Origin of the sequence: Bradyrhizobium cosmicum, assembly GCF_007290395.2 — a bacterium.
GTDB classification, from domain to species: Bacteria; Pseudomonadota; Alphaproteobacteria; order Rhizobiales; family Xanthobacteraceae; genus Bradyrhizobium; species Bradyrhizobium cosmicum.
The window spans coordinates 5,827,440-5,844,068 of the sequence record NZ_CP041656.2; the positions used below are offsets into that span (position 1 = coordinate 5,827,440).

At 64.7% G+C, this 16,629-nt stretch carries 15 protein-coding genes; 6 read left to right on the forward strand and 9 right to left on the reverse strand.

The features are described 5' to 3' along the window. Positions 1–3: 3 nt before the first annotated feature. The gene (gene ggt, locus FNV92_RS27960; RefSeq protein WP_143843699.1) at positions 4–1,590 is read right to left on the reverse strand and encodes a gamma-glutamyltransferase; all 1,587 of its coding nucleotides are present in this window, start codon (positions 1,588–1,590) and stop codon (positions 4–6) included. A 233-nt stretch (positions 1,591–1,823) separates the two neighbouring features. On the opposite strand from ggt, the gene trhO reads away from it, so the two are divergent. Beyond that, complete coding sequence (gene trhO / locus FNV92_RS27965; RefSeq protein ID WP_143843698.1) at positions 1,824–2,576, forward strand: oxygen-dependent tRNA uridine(34) hydroxylase TrhO; 753 nt, start codon at positions 1,824–1,826, stop codon at positions 2,574–2,576. Positions 2,577–2,583: 7 nt separating this feature from the next. Further along, positions 2,584–2,784 carry a SlyX family protein gene (locus tag FNV92_RS27970; RefSeq protein WP_416377766.1) on the forward strand — a complete coding sequence of 67 codons (201 nt, stop codon included), beginning with the start codon at positions 2,584–2,586 and terminating at the stop codon, positions 2,782–2,784. A 6-nt stretch (positions 2,785–2,790) separates the two neighbouring features. On the opposite strand, the gene FNV92_RS27975 is transcribed toward FNV92_RS27970, so the two are convergent. Both FNV92_RS27975 and FNV92_RS27980 read right to left on the reverse strand, forming a co-directional pair. Then, entirely contained in the window at positions 2,791–4,695 is a 1,905-nt protein-coding gene (locus tag FNV92_RS27975; RefSeq protein WP_143843697.1) for a sensor domain-containing diguanylate cyclase, read from the reverse strand. Positions 4,696–4,881: 186 nt separating this feature from the next. Next, positions 4,882–5,097 (reverse strand): hypothetical protein, encoded by a 216-nt coding sequence (locus FNV92_RS27980; RefSeq protein ID WP_015688071.1) that lies wholly within the window; start codon positions 5,095–5,097, stop codon positions 4,882–4,884. Between the two features lie 110 nt (positions 5,098–5,207). Here FNV92_RS27980 and hemE point away from each other — a divergent pair, with 110 nt between their 5' ends. Continuing rightward, positions 5,208–6,251 (forward strand): uroporphyrinogen decarboxylase, encoded by a 1,044-nt coding sequence (gene hemE / locus FNV92_RS27985; RefSeq protein ID WP_143843696.1) that lies wholly within the window; start codon positions 5,208–5,210, stop codon positions 6,249–6,251. On the opposite strand, the gene FNV92_RS27990 is transcribed toward hemE, so the two are convergent. From FNV92_RS27990 to FNV92_RS28005, 4 genes are all read right to left on the reverse strand, one after another. Beyond that, positions 6,248–6,868 (reverse strand): response regulator transcription factor, encoded by a 621-nt coding sequence (locus FNV92_RS27990; RefSeq protein WP_015688073.1) that lies wholly within the window; start codon positions 6,866–6,868, stop codon positions 6,248–6,250. The genes hemE and FNV92_RS27990 overlap by 4 nt on opposite strands. 316 nt (positions 6,869–7,184) lie before the next feature. After that, positions 7,185–8,165, reverse strand: coding sequence for a hydroxymethylbilane synthase (hemC, locus tag FNV92_RS27995; protein ID WP_015688074.1), 981 nt, complete (start codon positions 8,163–8,165; stop codon positions 7,185–7,187). A gap of 25 nt (positions 8,166–8,190) precedes the next feature. Then, a complete protein-coding gene (locus FNV92_RS28000) occupies positions 8,191–9,816 on the reverse strand; it encodes a GMC family oxidoreductase (protein WP_143843695.1) in 1,626 nt (541 codons plus the stop codon). Positions 9,817–9,869: 53 nt separating this feature from the next. After that, entirely contained in the window at positions 9,870–10,460 is a 591-nt protein-coding gene (locus FNV92_RS28005) for a TetR/AcrR family transcriptional regulator (protein ID WP_143843694.1), read from the reverse strand. A gap of 100 nt (positions 10,461–10,560) precedes the next feature. Here FNV92_RS28005 and FNV92_RS28010 point away from each other — a divergent pair, with 100 nt between their 5' ends. Further along, positions 10,561–10,926 carry a nuclear transport factor 2 family protein gene (locus tag FNV92_RS28010; RefSeq protein WP_143843693.1) on the forward strand — a complete coding sequence of 122 codons (366 nt, stop codon included), beginning with the start codon at positions 10,561–10,563 and terminating at the stop codon, positions 10,924–10,926. Here the strand turns inward: FNV92_RS28010 and FNV92_RS28015 are convergent. Beyond that, positions 10,899–11,909 (reverse strand): hypothetical protein, encoded by a 1,011-nt coding sequence (locus FNV92_RS28015; RefSeq protein WP_244623622.1) that lies wholly within the window; start codon positions 11,907–11,909, stop codon positions 10,899–10,901. The two genes, FNV92_RS28010 and FNV92_RS28015, sit on opposite strands and share 28 nt — an antisense overlap. Positions 11,910–12,233: 324 nt before the next feature. Then, complete coding sequence (locus FNV92_RS28020; RefSeq protein ID WP_143843692.1) at positions 12,234–12,713, reverse strand: MarR family winged helix-turn-helix transcriptional regulator; 480 nt, start codon at positions 12,711–12,713, stop codon at positions 12,234–12,236. Positions 12,714–12,763: 50 nt separating this feature from the next. Here FNV92_RS28020 and FNV92_RS28025 point away from each other — a divergent pair, with 50 nt between their 5' ends. Together FNV92_RS28025 and FNV92_RS28030 are read left to right on the forward strand one after the other, a co-directional pair. Continuing rightward, positions 12,764–14,257, forward strand: coding sequence for an FAD-dependent oxidoreductase (locus FNV92_RS28025; protein WP_143843691.1), 1,494 nt, complete (start codon positions 12,764–12,766; stop codon positions 14,255–14,257). A 284-nt stretch (positions 14,258–14,541) separates the two neighbouring features. Further along, positions 14,542–16,503 carry a putative bifunctional diguanylate cyclase/phosphodiesterase gene (locus FNV92_RS28030; RefSeq protein ID WP_143843690.1) on the forward strand — a complete coding sequence of 654 codons (1,962 nt, stop codon included), beginning with the start codon at positions 14,542–14,544 and terminating at the stop codon, positions 16,501–16,503. The last annotated feature ends 126 nt before the right edge of the window (positions 16,504–16,629 follow it).

Sequence of the window (16,629 nt, forward strand, 5' to 3'; positions counted from 1 at the left end):
CCATCAATAGCCGAGCGCGCAGCCGTCCTTGCGCGGGTCGGAACCGCCGGTGAGCGTGCCCTTGTCCCAGTCGATCCAGATCGCCTGGGCGCCGCCGAGCGGCCCGACCACGCTGGCGGTCTTGTGGCCGAGCTTCTTCAGACCCTCGACGATGTCAGCCGGCACGCTGTCCTCGAGCTGGTACTGGCCCTCGTAGTGCAGGCCGCGGGGCATGTCGATCGCTTCCTGCACGTCGCAGCCGTAGTCGAGGATGTTGGTCAGGACATGGGTCTGGCCGGTCGGCTGGTACTGGCCGCCCATCACGGCGAACGGCATCACGGAGCGGCCGCCCTTGGTGAGCAGACCCGGCATGATCGTATGCAGCGGGCGCTTGCCGCCTTCGATGCAGTTGGGATGGCCCGGCTGGATGCGGAAGCCGCCGGCGCGGTTCTGCAACAGCACGCCGGTCTTGTTCGAGACGATCGCCGAGCCGAAGGAATGCGCGACAGAGTTGATGAACGAGCAGACGTTGCGGTCCTTGTCCACGACCGTGATGTAGATGGTCGAGGGGTTCATCGGCGGCGCGACGTTCGGCAGGTCGAGCATGCCGTCCATGCGGATCTTGCTGATGTACTCGTCGGCAAAGCTCTTTTCGAGCATCTCGGCGACGTTGATCTTCATGTGCTCTGGCGAGGCGACATGCATCTCGCGGTTCATGTAAGCGATGCGCGCGGCTTCCGCCTCGAGATGGAAGCGCTCGACGCTGACGGGCGCATACTTGGTCAGGTCGAAGCGCGACAGGATGTTGAGCATCAAGAGCGCGGTGACGCCCGGGCCGTTCGGCGGGCACTGCCAGACGTCATGGCCCTTGTACATGGTGCCGATCGGCGTCGTCGTCTCGGTGGTGTGCGCGGCGAAGTCGTCGAGCGTGTGCAGGCCGCCGATGCCCCGCAGGGTCTCGACCATATCTTCCGCGATCGCGCCCTTGTAGAAGGCATCGCGGCCGTCCTTGGCGATCGCGCGCAGCGTCCTGCCGAGCTCGGCCTGGCGGATGACGTCGCCGGCCACGGGCGGCTTGCCTCCCGGCAACAGGTAACGCGCGGTGTTGGTGCCGTTCTTGAGCTTCTCGAACTGGTTCTTCCAGTCGAAGGCGATGCGGGGGGCAACGACATAGCCCTCTTCCGCCGCCTTGATCGCGGGCTGCAGCAGGCGGTCGAAGCCGAACTTGCCGTGGTCGCGCAGCACGGTGGCGAAGGCGTCGATCACGCCGGGGATCGAGACCGCGTGCGCCGAGGTCAGCGGCACGGAGGTAATCTTGCGCTCGAGGTACCAGTCGGCGTTGGCCGCCTTCGGCGCCCGGCCGGAGCCGTTATAGGCGATGATCTTGCCCTCGCCGCGCGGCTGGATCAGCGCAAAGCAGTCGCCGCCGATACCGGTCGATTGCGGCTCGATCACGCCGAGTACGGCAGAACCCGCCACCGCTGCGTCCACCGCCGTGCCGCCCTCACGCAGCACCTCGATCGCGGCGAGCGACGCCTGCGGATGCGAGGTTGCCACCATTGCGTTGGTGGCGTGGACAGTGGACCTGCCGGGGAAGTGGAAGTTTCTCATCGAATTCTGCTCTCTCAAGGCGCTCTTGTAAGGCTCTGTTGGCCCGGGCTAAGTCTTGAGGCGCGCGCGGGTCGCGCCACCTCGGAAAAACCGCGCCTACATGACACATTCCGGCCCGTCCGGGCAATGCTGGCATACCAGAGAAATGGCTGCCATCCGCTGGGCGTATGGACCTTTCGCGCCCCGCGCGATGCGGGTTTTCCGGGCGCCGGCCGCCTGCTAAACGAGCCGACATGATCCACAAGGTTGCCGCCTTCTACCAATTCGCCGCCCTGCCCGATTACCGCGAGCTGCGCGACCCACTGCGCGCGTTCTGCGCTAGGCTGGCATTGAAGGGCAGCGTGCTGCTGGCCAGTGAAGGTATCAACGGCACGATCGCCGGAGCAGTTGAGGCGATCGACGCCTTCGCCCATGAGCTAGCACACGGCGAAATGTTCGGTGGCCGGCTGAACAATCTCGAATTGAAGTTCTCGACCGCGGAAGCCATGCCGTTCGGCCGGCTCAAGGTGCGGCTGAAGAAGGAAATCGTCACGCTCGGCGACGCGGCCGCCGATCCGACGCGGCAGGTCGGGACCTATGTCGATGCGAGTGAATGGAACGCGCTGATCTCGGCGCCCGATACGTTGCTGCTCGACACCCGCAACGCCTTCGAGGTGGCGATGGGAACGTTCGAGGGCGCGGTCGACCCTGATATCAAGAGCTTTGGCCAGTTCAAGGATTTTGCCGCCGAGCAGCTCGATCCGGCAAGGCACCGCAGGATAGCCATGTTCTGCACCGGCGGCATCCGCTGCGAGAAGGCGAGCGCCCATCTGCTCGCGCGCGGCTTTGCCGAGGTCTATTACCTCAAGGGCGGCATCTTGAAATATCTCGAGGAGGTGCCGGAGGCGGAGAGCCGCTGGCGCGGCGAATGCTTCGTGTTCGACGAGCGCGTCGCGCTCGGCCACGGTTTGCGCGAACGGGACAAGGGGCACGGCCGTGACGAGTGAGACCAAGATGCTCAGCGAGCGCGTCGACGCGCTGGAGATGCGGATCGCCTATCAGGACGACACCATCGAGACGCTGAACCAGACCATCACCGCGCAGTGGAAGCAGATCGACGTGCTGACGCGGAAGATCGCCGAGCTTGGCGAGCGGCTGCAGGAAGCCGAGGCGAACGCGCCGGGAGCGGCCAACGAGCGCCCGCCGCATTATTGAACGAATCTACTGGCCGGACGCCTTCGGCAGCAGACGAGCGACCTCGCCCGCCATCATCAGCCGGTCGCGGCCGGCATCCTTGGCGGCATAGAGCGCCTGATCCGCGGCCTCCACGAGCGTGCCTACGCCGGCGGTGCGCTCCAGCGCCGGCCGGCAGGCCGCGCCGCCGAACGACGCAGTGACGCAACCCGACGGGCGATTGGTGCTGTGGACGAGGCCCGCGCCGCGGATAGCCTTCCGGAGCCGCTCGCCGATGCGGGCGCAGCCCGCCGCGTCGGTGTTCGGCAGCAGCACGGCGAATTCCTCGCCACCATAGCGCGCAGCCTGGTCGCCGGCGCGATGCATCTCGGCCGCGATGGTCTGCGCCACTACGCGCAGACAGGCATCGCCTGCGGGATGGCCGTACTCGTCATTGTAGGACTTGAAGTGATCGACATCGATCATCAGCAGAGCGAGGCTGGAACGTTCGCGATAGGCGCGCGCCCATTCTTCCCTGAGCCGTTCGTCGAAACCGCGGCGGTTCGCAAGCCCGGTGAGACTATCCTCTATCGCGAGCGTCTCGAGCCGGGTCTCCAGCTTCTTCTGCTCGGTGATATCGCGCGAGATCGCGACCACGCCGTCGACCAAGCCGTTGTCCTTGCGCGTCACCCGCATGTTCGATTCGAGCCAGACCTCGCCATTTTTTCGGTGCGTGTTGCGGTAGGTGACACGCGCCTCCTCGGTCTCGCCGCGCTTCATGGCGTCGACGATGGCCCGGACCTGCGGCAGGTCCTCGGCATGGATGCCGGCGAGCGCGGGGGTTCCGATCAGTTGAGCGGCGCGCCAGCCGACGACACGGACCGACGAGGGGGAGACATAGCGCAGCCGCTCGTCCAGCCCGATACGCGTGACCATGTCGCTGGAGCCCTCCGCAAGCAGGCGAAAATGGGCTTCCTTCTCCACCAGCGCCGCTGCCATGCGCTGGCCCCGTTGCAGATGCCGCACCAGAACCGCGCCTATGATGGCAATCAGCATGACCAGTGCGAGCACGAAGAGCATGCGTGAGATTGCCGCGGCGCGCCACGGTGCCAACAGCTCGTCCTTGTCGACGGTGGCGAGCAGGACGAGCGGGTAGCGGCCGCTGCGCTTGAAGAAACTGACCCGTTCGACGCCGTCCAGCGACGACTTGAAATGATAGGTGCCGCTCGGCCCCTGCAGGCTCGCATCGCGGAACAATGACGTGTCGGCAACGCTGCGGCCGACGAACTTCTCGTTGTTCGGGTTGCGCGCGATGATGGTGCCGTCGCCATACATCAGCGAAACCGAGCTGTTGCGGCCGATCTCGAACTGCTCATAGAAGTGCGAGAGATATCTGGAGCTGATGGTCGCGAGCACGACACCAGCGAAACTGCCATCCGGCTTGTTGAAGCGGCGCGACAGGGTGACGACCCATTCGCCGTCAAGCAGGCTCTTCACGGGACGGCCGACATAGGCCTCCCGCTTCGGGGATAGCTGATGATAGCGGAAGAACGCGTCGTCGCTGAGCGTCGAGGCGATCGTCCCCGGCGAGGTCAGCCAATTGCCCTGGTCGTCGATGACGGCGAGACTGTGGACGCGCTGCATCGCCTTCTTGCGTACCTCCAGGAGGTTGCGCAGCTTCGTAATCGTTGCGGAATCGGTGCCGTCCATTTCCAGCCGGCTGACGGTGCCGACGACGCCGGAATCGAGCAGGTCGAGACTGTCTTCGGCATGCTGAGTGAGCGAGCGGGCGACGTTCGCCATCTCGGTTTCCGCGCCCTTGAGCACCGCATCGCGGGCAGCCCATTCGCGCCAACCGGTGACGCCGAGGATCGTCACGCAAGTCAGCACGACGAAAGCAGCCGCGCGCAGCGGCAGGCGGCTCCATCCGGCTCTCTGGGTAGCAACGTTCATACGGCAGACTTCTCCGATCGTTCGGAAACTCTGCCGCTTCTGTTATTGAACCCTGAAACGCTTGCCGGCATTCCCAGGGATATGCCGGTTTTCCCGTACTCCTACGGACTGGAGCGTCGATGGATCGCTAACAATGCGTTAGCGATCCTATCGGAAACCGGCGACCGATCCGGGCTCACGATCGCCTCAGCTGAAGATCGCCTTAACCTTGTCCCAGAGCGAGGGGTTCTCGGCATCCGCGTCAGCCTTCGATGGCGTCGGCTGGGTGGCGCTCACGGGGTCTGACGCCGGGAAGGAATCTTCGAGCCCGGTTTCGAGCCTGGCATGTCGATCGGCGGCCAGCGCCGTGTGCAGATCGTCGGCGTGCTTGTCGTGCGGCGCGGGATTGAACGTCTCAGCCATGGAAGTCCTCCTCGATTGGTGGGACAACGCGGGGCATTAGCACTGGTTCCACTGTTCCGCTCGGGCCTCCGGCGGTGTATCAGGAACCTCAACTTGCATCAGGACGGTCCGTGCCCCAGTCTGCGACAAAGCCCTTCATCGACGTGCTCTCCGGCCAGCGCCAGGCCGTCCCGCCAGTGTGGATGATGCGGCAGGCCGGCCGCTACCTGCCTGAATATCGCGAGGTTCGCGCCAGGGCCGGCGGCTTTCTCGATCTCTGCTTCGACCCGGAGCTTGCCGCCGAAGTCACGCTGCAACCGATCCGGAGATTCGGCTTCGACGCCGCGATCATCTTCTCCGACATCCTGGTCATCCCGTATGCGCTCGGCCGCTCCGTGCGCTTCGAGGTCGGCGAAGGTCCGCGGCTCGAGCCGCTGGATGATCCCGCCAAGGTCGCGACGCTGGCGCCGCTTGCCGACTTCGGCAAGCTCCAGCCGGTATTCGATGCGCTGAAGATCGTGCGCAGCGCGCTCGACCTCAGGACCGCGTTGATCGGCTTCTGCGGCGCGCCATGGACGGTCGCGACCTACATGGTCGCCGGCCACGGAACGCCCGACCAGGCACCGGCACGGATGATGGCCTATCGGCATCCGGAGGCGTTCGCAAAAATCATCGACGTGCTGGTCGAGAATTCGATTCAATACCTGCTGGCGCAGCTCGCCGCCGGCGCCAATGCCTTGCAGATCTTCGACACCTGGGCCGGCGTGCTGCCACCGGCCGAATTCGCGCGCTGGTCAGTGGAGCCGACCCGGCACATCGTGGAGGGCGTGCGCGCCAAGGTGCCTGATGCGAAGATCATCGGCTTTCCCCGCGGAGCCGGCGCGCAATTGCCTGGTTACGTCGAGGCGACCGGCGTCGACGCCGTCAGCATCGACTGGACCGCCGAGCCGGCCTTCATCCGCGAGCGCGTGCAGAGCCGCGTCGCGGTGCAGGGCAATCTCGATCCGCTGGCGCTGATCACCGGTGGCGCCGCGCTCGACCGCGCCGTGGACGACGTGCTGGCGAATTTTGCGCAGGGGCGCTTCATCTTCAATCTCGGCCACGGCATCCAGCCGGAAACGCCGGTCGCCCATGTCGAGCAGATGCTGAAGCGGGTCCGGAGTTATCGCGGCTAAGCCGCCGCGGCTCGCTCCCCCGGCGCCTGTCTTGCGCCGAACACCCCCAGCAAGAGTTGGGCGCTGGTCTTGACGCCGGCCTTTCGCAGGATATTGGCCCGATGGTCCTCGACCGTGCGCGGGCTGAGACCCAACTGTCTCGCCATGATCTTCGTCGACGAGCCCGCGAGCATGTGATCCAAGACCTCCCGTTCACGCCTCGTCAGCCGTTTCGCGTGCTTGAAATGCGCGGCCGGACTCGCTGCGGAACGCGCGCCCGCGCAGGCGGTCTCGATCCGCGCCACCAGGGTATCCGGCCGGAACGGCTTCTCGATGAAGTCAGCCGCGCCGGACTTGAGCGAACGCACCGCCGTGGGGATATCGCCGTGACCGGACATCATCAGGATCGGCGCCGGATAATCCAGATCGCGCAGCTCGCTCAATGTTTCCAGGCCCGATTTGCCGGGCACGCACACATCCAGGAGAATACAGACCGGCGAGTTCTGCCGGGCCTCGGCCTGAAGCGCCTCGCCGTCCGCAAAGAAAACGGATCGATATCCGGCTCTCTCCAGAAGGGCTTTCAGCATCATACGCATCGTCAAATCATCTTCGAGAATGAAGACGTCGTTGGTACTCATCGTTCTTGTCCCTGCGCTGTAACCGGGATCGCTATGCGCCGATCAGGTCGCCGGGAAAAGCAGAAGATGCCAGGACAGTTCTCCATCGGATAACGACGAGCGTGTGCAGGGCCCCCTCGCATTAGCTCGAAATTAAAGCCCCTCCGCCGGAGACTGGGCCGCTCCGCAAAAAGACGGGAAAACAACCCCATGCAAAGTAGAAATTATTGAAGAATCTAGTCCGGCCTGACTCCAGGCCCCGGAGCGACGACGTTTGACACGTCGGGCAAAACAGGCGCACGATAGTATAATCGCACCGATCTCACCCGCAGGCGGCTTACCGCGGCCGGCTGCGCTCGATGATCTCGGCGGCGCCCCTGCCCAGCAGATCCAGCCCCACCGCACGGCCGAGCTCGCGAGGACGGTTGGCGGCCCCTGTGCGCGAGGCTTCGATGATGGTGTTGCCGGAGAGGTCGAGCACGGATGCGGTGAGCGACATCTGATCGCCGGTGATGGTCGAAAAACCCGCCACCGGCGAATTGCAGTGACCGTTGAGCACCCACAGCACCTCGCGCTCGGCATCGGCGCAGGCGCGCGCCGCAAGATCGTCGATCGACGCAAGAATGCGCCGCGTCTGCCAATCCTGCGCCGCGCATTCGACCGCGACGATGCCCTGCCCTGCCGCCGGCAGCATTTCCGCCGCGGTGAACTCGTAGGCGATGCGATGGGAAAGACCGACGCGATCGAGGCCCGAGCGCGCCATGATCAGCGCATCCGCGGGCCCAACCGTACCGCCATCCGGCAGGCGCTGCTTCTCGCCATTGTCGAGCTTTCGCACGCGCGTGTCGGCGGCGCCGCGGAAATGGATTACCTCGATCGCGGGAAACAACCTTCGCGCATAGGCCGCGCGCCGGACGGCGTTGGTACCGATCTTGAAACCCTTGCCGCCGGACTGGCGCAGCGCCTCCAGCGTCACGCCATCGCGCAGCACCAGCGCGTCGCTGGCGGGATCACGCGACAGCGTGGCGCCGATGACGAGCCCTGGCGTGTCCTCGTTACCCGGCATGTCCTTCAGCGAATGCATCGCCGCCTGGAGCTCGCCCGACAGGACCGCGGCGCGGATCTGCGCCACGAAGGCGCCGCCCTTGCCGCCGTGCGGCAGCAGCTTGCTGGTCTGATCGAGATCGCCCGTGGTGTCGAACTTGACGATCTCGACATCGAGATCGGGCATGGCGGCGGTCAGGCGGCGCGCGATCTCTTCCGTCTGTGCCAGCGCCATCGCGCTCTTGCGTGTGCCGATCTTCAGTCGCGTAGCCAAACCGCCTGCTCCTTCTCGCGCGGGTTTACCGCGCATCCTCCAATATCATGTCCGAGGCCTTTTCGGCGATCATGATGATCGGCGCGTTGGTGTTCCCCGACACGAGGTCCGGCATGATCGAGCCGTCGACGATTCGAAGGCCTTCGAGCCCCCTCACCTTCAGCCGCTGGTCCACCACCGAAAGTGCGTCGTTGCCCATACGACAGGTCGAGGTCGGATGGTAGATGGTGCTGCCGCGCTCGCGGCAATAATCGAGCAACTCGGCATCCGTAGATACCTTCGCCCCGGGATCGTACTCGCCAGCCACAAACGGCTGCATCGCCGGCGCATTCAGTATCTTGCGCAGGATCTTCAGGCCTTCGACATTGGTGGTGCGGTCGGTTTCGGTCGACATGTAGTTGATGCGGATTTCCGGCGGCACGGTCGGGTCCGCGCTCCTGATGCGCAGGGAGCCGCGGCTCTCGGGGCGGAGCTGGCACACCGACGCCGTGAAGCCGGAGAAGTCATGCAGCCTCTCGCCCATCTTGTCGGTCGAGAACGGCAGGAAGTGCACCTGGATATCGGGCGAAGCCAGCCGCGGACTGGTCTTGAAGAAAGCGCCGGCGGTGCCGGCCGCGATCGTCAGCCAACCTTTCCGGAACAGCGCGTAGCGTGCGCCGGCAAGCGTGCGGCGGATCGGATTGTTGACGGTATCGTTCAGCGTGATCTTCTGCGAGCAGCGCATCACGATGCGGACCTGCATGTGATCCTGAAGATCGTGGCCGACGCCCTGCGCGTCCAGCACGACGTCGATGCCGTGCTGGCGCAGGAGATCGGCGGGGCCGACGCCGGAGAGCTGCAGAAGCTGCGGCGAGTTGTAGGCGCCACTCGACAACACGATTTCCTTCCGGGCACGTGCGCGGCGCACGGTTGCGCCCTGCCGATATTCGACGCCGACCGCGCGGCGGCCTTCGAACAAAATGCGCTGGCCGAGCGCCTCGGTCTCGACCTTGAGATTGCTGCGCGTCCTGGCAGGGCCGAGATAGGCCACCGCCGTCGAGGCGCGGCGGCCGTTGCGCGTGGTGGTCTGGAACAGGCCGACGCCTTCCTGCTTGGCGCCGTTAAAGTCGGGATTGTAGGGCAGACCAGTCTCGACCGCGGCATCAATGAAAGCCTTCGACAGCGGATCGGTCACGACCATGTTGGAGACCGGCAGCGGGCCATCTGCGCCGTGATATTGATCGGCGCCGCGCGACTGGTTCTCGGCTTTCTTGAAATAGGGGAGCACGTCGTCATAGCCCCAACCGGTGTTGCCGTGCTGACGCCAGCGATCATAGTCCTCGTGCTGGCCGCGGACATAAAGCAGGCCGTTGATCGAGCTCGAACCGCCCAGCGTCTTGCCGCGCGGCTGGAACACCTGGCGTCCCTTCAGCTCGGGCTCCGGCTCGGTCTGGTACATCCAGTTGACGGTCTTTTCCTTGAACAGCTTGCCGTAGCCGAGCGGCACATGGATCCAGATGTTCGAATCCTTCGGGCCGGCCTCGAGCAGCAGCACGCTGTGCTTGCCGTTCGCCGACAGCCGGTTGGCGAGCACGCAGCCGGCGGAGCCGGCGCCAACGATAATGTAGTCGAACTCGGGATCTGACGGCGCGAGGGAGGAATTTGCGTTCATGCGCTAAGAGTCTTCTTGTTGATGTGGGCGTTTCCATTACGTGATTAGCACAATCATGCGCGCAGACGCAGCGCCTCGACCAGCGACTTGAACGCACGGCCGTATTCCGCGCCCGCCCTTGCGATATCGGCGCGCCCGGCGCAGGCGACCGCGGCTTCCGTGACCGCGCCGAGCAGCAGCCGCGCCAGCGGCTCGACCGGCTGGCGCGCGATCAGGCCGGCGTCCATCGCAGCCGTGATCGCACGGGGCAGCTTGCCACCAAAGTGCCGCGCGTCGATCTCGCGCCAGCGCTCCCAGCCGAGCACGGCGGGGCCGTCACGCAGGATGATCTGGCCGGTCGGCCCCTTGGCGGTCGCGGCAAAGTAATGCTGGGCGCCGGCGACCATTGCGGCGAGCACGTCTTTCTCGGCGCGCGCGGTGCGGTCGATCTCGGCGACGAGGTCGCGCGAGACCTGCTCGAACACGGCCTCAAACACCGCCTCCTTGGTCTTGAAGTGATGATAGACCGCGCCTTTGGCGACGCCGGCGGCCTCCGCGATCGCATCCATGGTGGTGGTGGCAAAGCCGTCCTTCCCGAACAGGCGGCGCGCCGCTGTCAGGATCGCCTCCGATGTCGCCGCCCGCCGCTCCGCCTGTTTGGCCATCGCTCTCGTCTAGTCGGATTCGCCGGACGCGGCCAGTTGACTTTTTGACTGTCGGTCGGTATTTACCGACCATTGGTCGGTTTTAATCGTGGGGTGTGCCATGCCGAGCCGTGAGATCGTCGAAGCGTTTGCGCAGCGGCTGGAGGCGGGCGACTTCGTCGGAGCGATCCTCGACTACTACACCCCTGATGCCGCAACCTATGAGAACCTCGCCGCCCCGGTGGTCGGGCGGGACAAGCTCGCGGATAAGGAGCGCGGCGTGCTGGCGGCGTTCGAGGAGGTCACTGCCGTGCGCCTCGGCCCGAGCCTGATCGAGGGCGACATTGTCGCCAGCCGCTGGAAATTTTCCTTCACCAACACCGAGGGCGTGACGCGAACGCTGGAGGAGATCGCGTGGCAGACCTGGCGAGGCAATGAGATCGTCGAGGAGCGGTTCTTCTACGATCCGAAGCAACTCGGACGCTGAGCAGGATTGCGCTTATCGATACAGCATGACCACGGCCATGCCGACGAGCGGCGCAAGAACTGAACGGCCTGCCACCGGGAGCCGTCGATCGACCAGCGTCCGTAGACGATGGTGCCGCCATGCCGGGTTGACGACCCGGGTCGATCGCGGAATGCCTTCCAGCGTATCTCGGCAGGCCCGAGAAAATCCTCGGGCTTGACCGTCATGTCGGCGCTATTCAGCACCACCTGCATCATCTCGCCCTTCGGCCGGAACATCGCTTCGGCCCCGGGCGGCGCGAAGAAGCTGCGCTTCGGTGCGACGTGCCGCTCATAGAACTCCTGGCCGACCGTGACGGCCGCAGAATACGGACTGACAAACGGCACCCCCGAAATGCTGGGGACCTCCAGGTGGCCCACCCCCCGCACCTCATGCCAGGGAATGAAGAGACGCCTCAGCCAGGGCCTGTGAAATTGGATGCCCGCGGACGACAAGGAGACGATTGCTCGATCCGCATAGAAGTGCCGATAAGACGAAAACGCGATCCATCCCAAGCCCAAGTAGAGCGACATCCAGCCGAAAACATTCGGCGATGGGTTCACGAGATGGCTCCAATAGAGACCGTGTATGGTGCCGACATAGCTGGAGCGGCCGTTCGACCCGCCGGCCATCAGGCTGATGGCGCCGATGACGCCGGAGACGATGACCATAACGAGGGCACCGATCAACAAGTCCAGAAGCAATGGCAGGCCGGACCGTCCGATCAGGGTCGTCAGTGCATAGCCTGCGAACGCCAGCCCCAGGAGAGCCAGATAGACGGCCGCCAAAGCCGCTCCATTCTGGCCGCGGTTCTCGGCGTGAAGTACGATTGCAACGCCCGCGACGCAGGCCCACATGGCCCAGGGAACCCGGTCCATCCGCCATTTGTCCATCGTGTATTCGACCGTTGCCGACACGTCGGCAGAAGGCTCGCTCATGAACAGGCCCTCGGATTTCGAATCCATCCAGTACCGACGCGGCGCACGGTGGACTGCTCGGCCGACGAAACGTATCACGCGATCGAGGGGGCGTTCGATCCGAACGGGGTGCGGCAAAAAGCCGATCGGCGGCGTTCTAGTCGCGACGTGCGGAGCTTCAGCTTCACCAATGCCGAAGAGGTCATCCGAAAGCTGGACCTCACAGACCCGGCGTGCCGATCGGCTAGTTGAGGAGCGATTAAATTACGATCCTAAGCAGCTTGGCCGGTGACGGGGCGTTAAATCTATAAGTTATTGAGCAGCAGCTGCACCGGTTCGTCGATCTTGCCGAGCGCCGTTAGGGGATCGATTCTAGGCCGGCTCTCCCGGCGCGATCATTGAGTCTGCGAGCTTGCGCATCAGACGCACCAGATCCTCGATATCCTGATCGTCCCAGCTTGCAAACATCCCTCCGACGATCCGTTCGCGTGCCCTGTCGACCGCGTCTGTCATGGCTTTGCCATTGGGGGTGATGGTGGCTTCGCTGACGCGGCGATCCGCTTCGCTGGCGTGGCGCCTGACCAAACCGAGATTTTCCAGTTTCGCGACCTGCCGGCTGACCGTCGTGTAATCGCGCCCGATGCGATCGGCGAGGTCGACGACTCCGATCGGACCACGCCGCTCGATGCCGACCAGCAGCGGAAACAGCGCGCGATCGAGCGATATGCCCGCCTCGCGGATCATCATCTCGTCGCCCTGGCGGCGGTTCATGACGCTGATGATGTCGATCAGCGATTCGTGAAGCGAGCGCACCTGCTTTTTAATATGTGTATTTTGCACCCTTCTTGACATCACGGCAGACCTCCCCTTAATGTGTGCATATTACACATATTGAGGGTCCCATGACAAAGCAATTCACGGCCGATGTTCTGATCTGCGGAGCAGGCGCGGCCGGCCTCACACTCGCCATCGATCTCGCGCGGCGAGGCGTCTCTTTTCGGTTGATCGAGAAGATGGACGGTCCGTTCCACGGGTCTCGCGGCAAGGGGATCCAGCCGCGAACTCAGGAGATTTTCGAGGATCTCGGCATGATCGACCGCGTCGTCGCGGCCGGCGGTCTCTACCCGCCGCAGCGCGAATACCGCGACGACGGCAGCTTCACCGAGTCCGCGGTCGCAGAGCAGATCGACCCGACACCCGCCGAGCCCTACCACATGGCGTTGATGATCCCGCAATTTCTGACCGAGGGCGTGATGCGCGAGCGCCTGCTCGAGCTCGGGCAGCGGGTGGAATTCGGCCGCGAGCTGGTCGGCCTGGAGCAGGATCAGGACGGCGTGACTGCGCGCCTTTCAGGCGAGACCGGCGAGGAGACAATACGGGTGCGTTACCTCGTCGGTGCCGATGGCGGCCGCAGCTTCGTGCGTCACGCCCTCGATATCGGCTTTCAAGGCAAGACCCTCGGTGTGCGCGCCGTGGTGGCCGATGTCGTTCTGACGGGGCTGGATCGCTCAGCGTGGCACCGCTTCAACGAGGGCGCGATGGACCGCCAGATTTCGCTGTGTCCGCTGGCCGGAACCGAACTCTTTCAATTGCAGGCGCCGGTCCCGCTCGAAGGCGAGGTCGACCTGTCGGCCGAAGGGCTTTCGGCGATGATCGCGGAACGCACCGGACGCGACGATATCCGCATTCATGCCGTGCATTGGGTTTCGGCCTATCAGATGAACGCGCGCCTCGCCGATCGCTACAGGGACGGCCGCGCGTTCCTGATCGGCGATGCCGCTCACATCCATCCCCCGACCGGTGGACAGGGTCTCAACACCAGCGTGCAGGATGCCTACAATCTTGGCTGGAAGCTCGCGGCGGTTATCGGTGGGGCCTCGGCAGGTCGGCTCGACAGCTATGAACAAGAACGACGTCCCGTCGCTGCAAGCATGCTCGGCCTTGCCACAAAATTGCTGGATGCCGCCAAGCGCGGCGACATGAAGCGCGGCCGCGAGGTGCAGCAACTCGACATCGGCTATCCCGGCTCGGTGCTGGCGCTGGAAAATCCGGGACGGCTGGACGGTCTCGTCGCGGGAGACCGTGCCCCGGATGCGCCGCTGCGCGGGGCCGCCGGACAAGCCACGCGGCTGTTCGAACTGCTCAGGGGGCCGCATTGGACACTGCTTGGCTATCGGGTGAAGCGCGGAGCCATGCCGGCACGCACCGGACTGCACGTCCACTGCATCGGCCCCGATGATGAGCTCATCGACGAAAGCGAGCACTTCCGCAGCGCCTACACGGTGTCCCCTGGAGATTGGGTGCTGGTGCGCCCAGACGGCTACATTAGCGCCTTCTTAGGTTCGCAAAGGACCGGTGAGCTCGCCCGCTTCCTGGACGAACAGGGCGTGGTTTGACGAATCGCTCGATTGCGATCCGAGGCAAATGCGGCGCTGAACGCGCGCCCCCCGAGCACAGGTGTCATCGCCTGGCTCAAGCCGGAGCAGAACAACGGAGACGGTTACAGCCGTAACGCCGGGCGCCGCATTTGTATCGATTTGTTATCGATACTCCGTGACCAACACGCAGAAGTGGTCGCGGCCAGCGTGGCAAACAGGGATAATTCATAGTTCGTCAAATGTTTGCGGCGAATTCTCCGGATCGAGCCGGACACACGGCCCATGTTGCTGCAGGCTCTGGAATGCGGACTCAACTGACCAGCTATTTCGCGCGGCTATTCGCCGGCGATCTGTCGGCCTTTGGCGGTCCTGCAACCGACGAAGCCGTCGCCGGCCATATCCGCGCCGAACAGATGTCGCTGGTGCTCGGCTATTCGGTCGGCATCATGCTCGCCAATGCCTGCAACGCGGCCGTGCTTGCCATCGCGCTGTGGCATTCACCGGACTGGGCACTCGCGCTGGCCTGGTCCGTGATCGTGGCCGGCGCCGCGATCGCGTTCGGTCTGCAGTCCCACGCCTCGCGCCGCATCACCAAGCCGCAATTCGTCTCGCGCCGGGCGATGCAAAGGCTGGTGCGCAACGCCTTCGTCCTCGGTTCTGCCTGGGGCATCGTTCCGGTCGCCTTCTTTGCGAATGCCGCCACCGGCGGCCAGCTCGTCATCACCTGTCTCTGCTCGGGCATGCTGGCCGGCGGCGCGCTCGCCTTCGCGACGATCCCGATCGCGGCGATCGCCTTTACGACGCCGATCTTCATCGGCATCGCGATCTGCCTCAGCCGGGACGGCGACCCCGCCTATGTTCTGATGGCCATCCTCGTGGTGGTCTACGGGTCGGTGCTGCTGCGCGCGGTGTTCGTCAATTCCATCGGGTTTGCGCGGCGCGTGATCCGGCAGGTCGAGGCCGAGCGCACGGTGCGGCAGGATCCGCTGACGCTCCTGCCCAACCGCTTCGCCTTCAACGAGACGCTCGATGCCGCGCTGAAGCGTCTCAGCCTGTCCGGCGAGGAATTCGCGGTGCTGCTGCTCGACCTCGATCGCTTCAAGGAGGTCAACGACAAGTTCGGCCATCCGGCCGGCGATGAATTCCTGGTCCAGGTTGCAAGCCGCCTGCAACGCTGCACGCGCGCAGCCGAACACGTCGCGCGCATCGGCGGCGACGAGTTCGCGCTGGTGATGGCCAATCTGGCGCGGCCCGAAGACGCCCTCGATATCGCCGAGCGGTTCGTCAGCGCCTTCACCGAACCGTTCATGATCCAGGGCTGCGAGATCCCGGGGGCGACGAGCGTCGGCATCGTGCTGGCGCCGCGCGACGGCGACACGCAACTCGATATCATGAAGAACGCGGACACCGCGCTCTATCGCGCCAAGAAGGCCGGACCAGGAACGGTGTGCTTCTTCGAGCAAGCCGACGACAAGGCCTCGCGCGACCGCAAGGCGCTGCAAGCGGATCTCGAAGGCGCCATCGCGCGCGACGAGCTGTTCCTGGTGTTCCAGCCTTTCCTCGATCTCGACGGCAACCGCATCACCGGCTTCGAGGCGCTGCTGCGCTGGCAGCATCCGCAGCGCGGATTGATTCCGCCGAGCGAATTCATCGGGATCGCGGAAGAAACCGGATTGATCCACGAGATCGGCGAATGGGTGATCCGGCGCGCCTGCATGACGCTGGCCGACTGGCCGGAAGACATCAGGGTCGCCGTGAACTTCTCCGCAGCGCAGTTTCACAACGCCGGCATTCTGCAGACCATCGTGCAGGCGCTTGCGGACGCGAGGGTTGAACCTCACCGGCTCGAGATCGAGATCACGGAATCGATGCTGTTGTCGAAATACGGCTCGGCCGCGTCGATCCTCAACGCGCTGCTGCAACTCGGCGCAACGGTGGCGCTCGACGATTTCGGCACCGGGTTTTCGTCACTGACCTATTTGCGCAAGCTGCCGTTCAGCCGCATCAAGATCGACCAGTCCTTCATCCGCGACATGCTGGTGCAGCCCGACTGTGCGGCCATCGTGAAGTCGGTGATTTCGCTGGCCCGCGACTTGCGCATCGGCGTGGTCGCGGAGGGTGTCGAGACCGCGGACCAGCTCGAATATCTGCGCCAGTTCAATTGCGACGAAGTGCAGGGCTATCTGATCAGCCGGCCGGTGCCGGCCGATGGCGTGCTGGCGCTGCTGGATACGAAGCAGGTTCGGGCGACGTTTGCGGCGTAGGCACCAAAGCTTCCGCAAGCGTCATGGCCGGGCTTGTCCCGGCCATCCACGCCTCAACCACTGGCACAAAAAACGTGGATGCCCGGGACAAGCCCGGGCATGACGACCTGTGCGCAGATGTCCCGC

Excerpts from the sequence above, each read along its gene's own strand:
- ggt (WP_143843699.1), bottom strand. The coding sequence starts at position 1,590 with ATGAGAAACTTCCACTTCCCCGGCAGGTCCACTGTCCACGCCACCAAC.
- trhO (WP_143843698.1), top strand. The coding sequence starts at position 1,824 with ATGATCCACAAGGTTGCCGCCTTCTACCAATTCGCCGCCCTGCCCGAT.
- FNV92_RS27970 (WP_416377766.1), top strand. The coding sequence starts at position 2,584 with ATGCTCAGCGAGCGCGTCGACGCGCTGGAGATGCGGATCGCCTATCAG.
- FNV92_RS27975 (WP_143843697.1), bottom strand. The coding sequence starts at position 4,695 with ATGAACGTTGCTACCCAGAGAGCCGGATGGAGCCGCCTGCCGCTGCGC.
- FNV92_RS27980 (WP_015688071.1), bottom strand. The coding sequence starts at position 5,097 with ATGGCTGAGACGTTCAATCCCGCGCCGCACGACAAGCACGCCGACGAT.
- FNV92_RS27990 (WP_015688073.1), bottom strand. The coding sequence starts at position 6,868 with ATGAGTACCAACGACGTCTTCATTCTCGAAGATGATTTGACGATGCGT.
- FNV92_RS28000 (WP_143843695.1), bottom strand. The coding sequence starts at position 9,816 with ATGAACGCAAATTCCTCCCTCGCGCCGTCAGATCCCGAGTTCGACTAC.
- FNV92_RS28005 (WP_143843694.1), bottom strand. The coding sequence starts at position 10,460 with ATGGCCAAACAGGCGGAGCGGCGGGCGGCGACATCGGAGGCGATCCTG.
- FNV92_RS28010 (WP_143843693.1), top strand. The coding sequence starts at position 10,561 with ATGCCGAGCCGTGAGATCGTCGAAGCGTTTGCGCAGCGGCTGGAGGCG.
- FNV92_RS28015 (WP_244623622.1), bottom strand. The coding sequence starts at position 11,909 with ATGGATTCGAAATCCGAGGGCCTGTTCATGAGCGAGCCTTCTGCCGAC.
- FNV92_RS28020 (WP_143843692.1), bottom strand. The coding sequence starts at position 12,713 with ATGTCAAGAAGGGTGCAAAATACACATATTAAAAAGCAGGTGCGCTCG.
- FNV92_RS28025 (WP_143843691.1), top strand. The coding sequence starts at position 12,764 with ATGACAAAGCAATTCACGGCCGATGTTCTGATCTGCGGAGCAGGCGCG.
- FNV92_RS28030 (WP_143843690.1), top strand. The coding sequence starts at position 14,542 with ATGCGGACTCAACTGACCAGCTATTTCGCGCGGCTATTCGCCGGCGAT.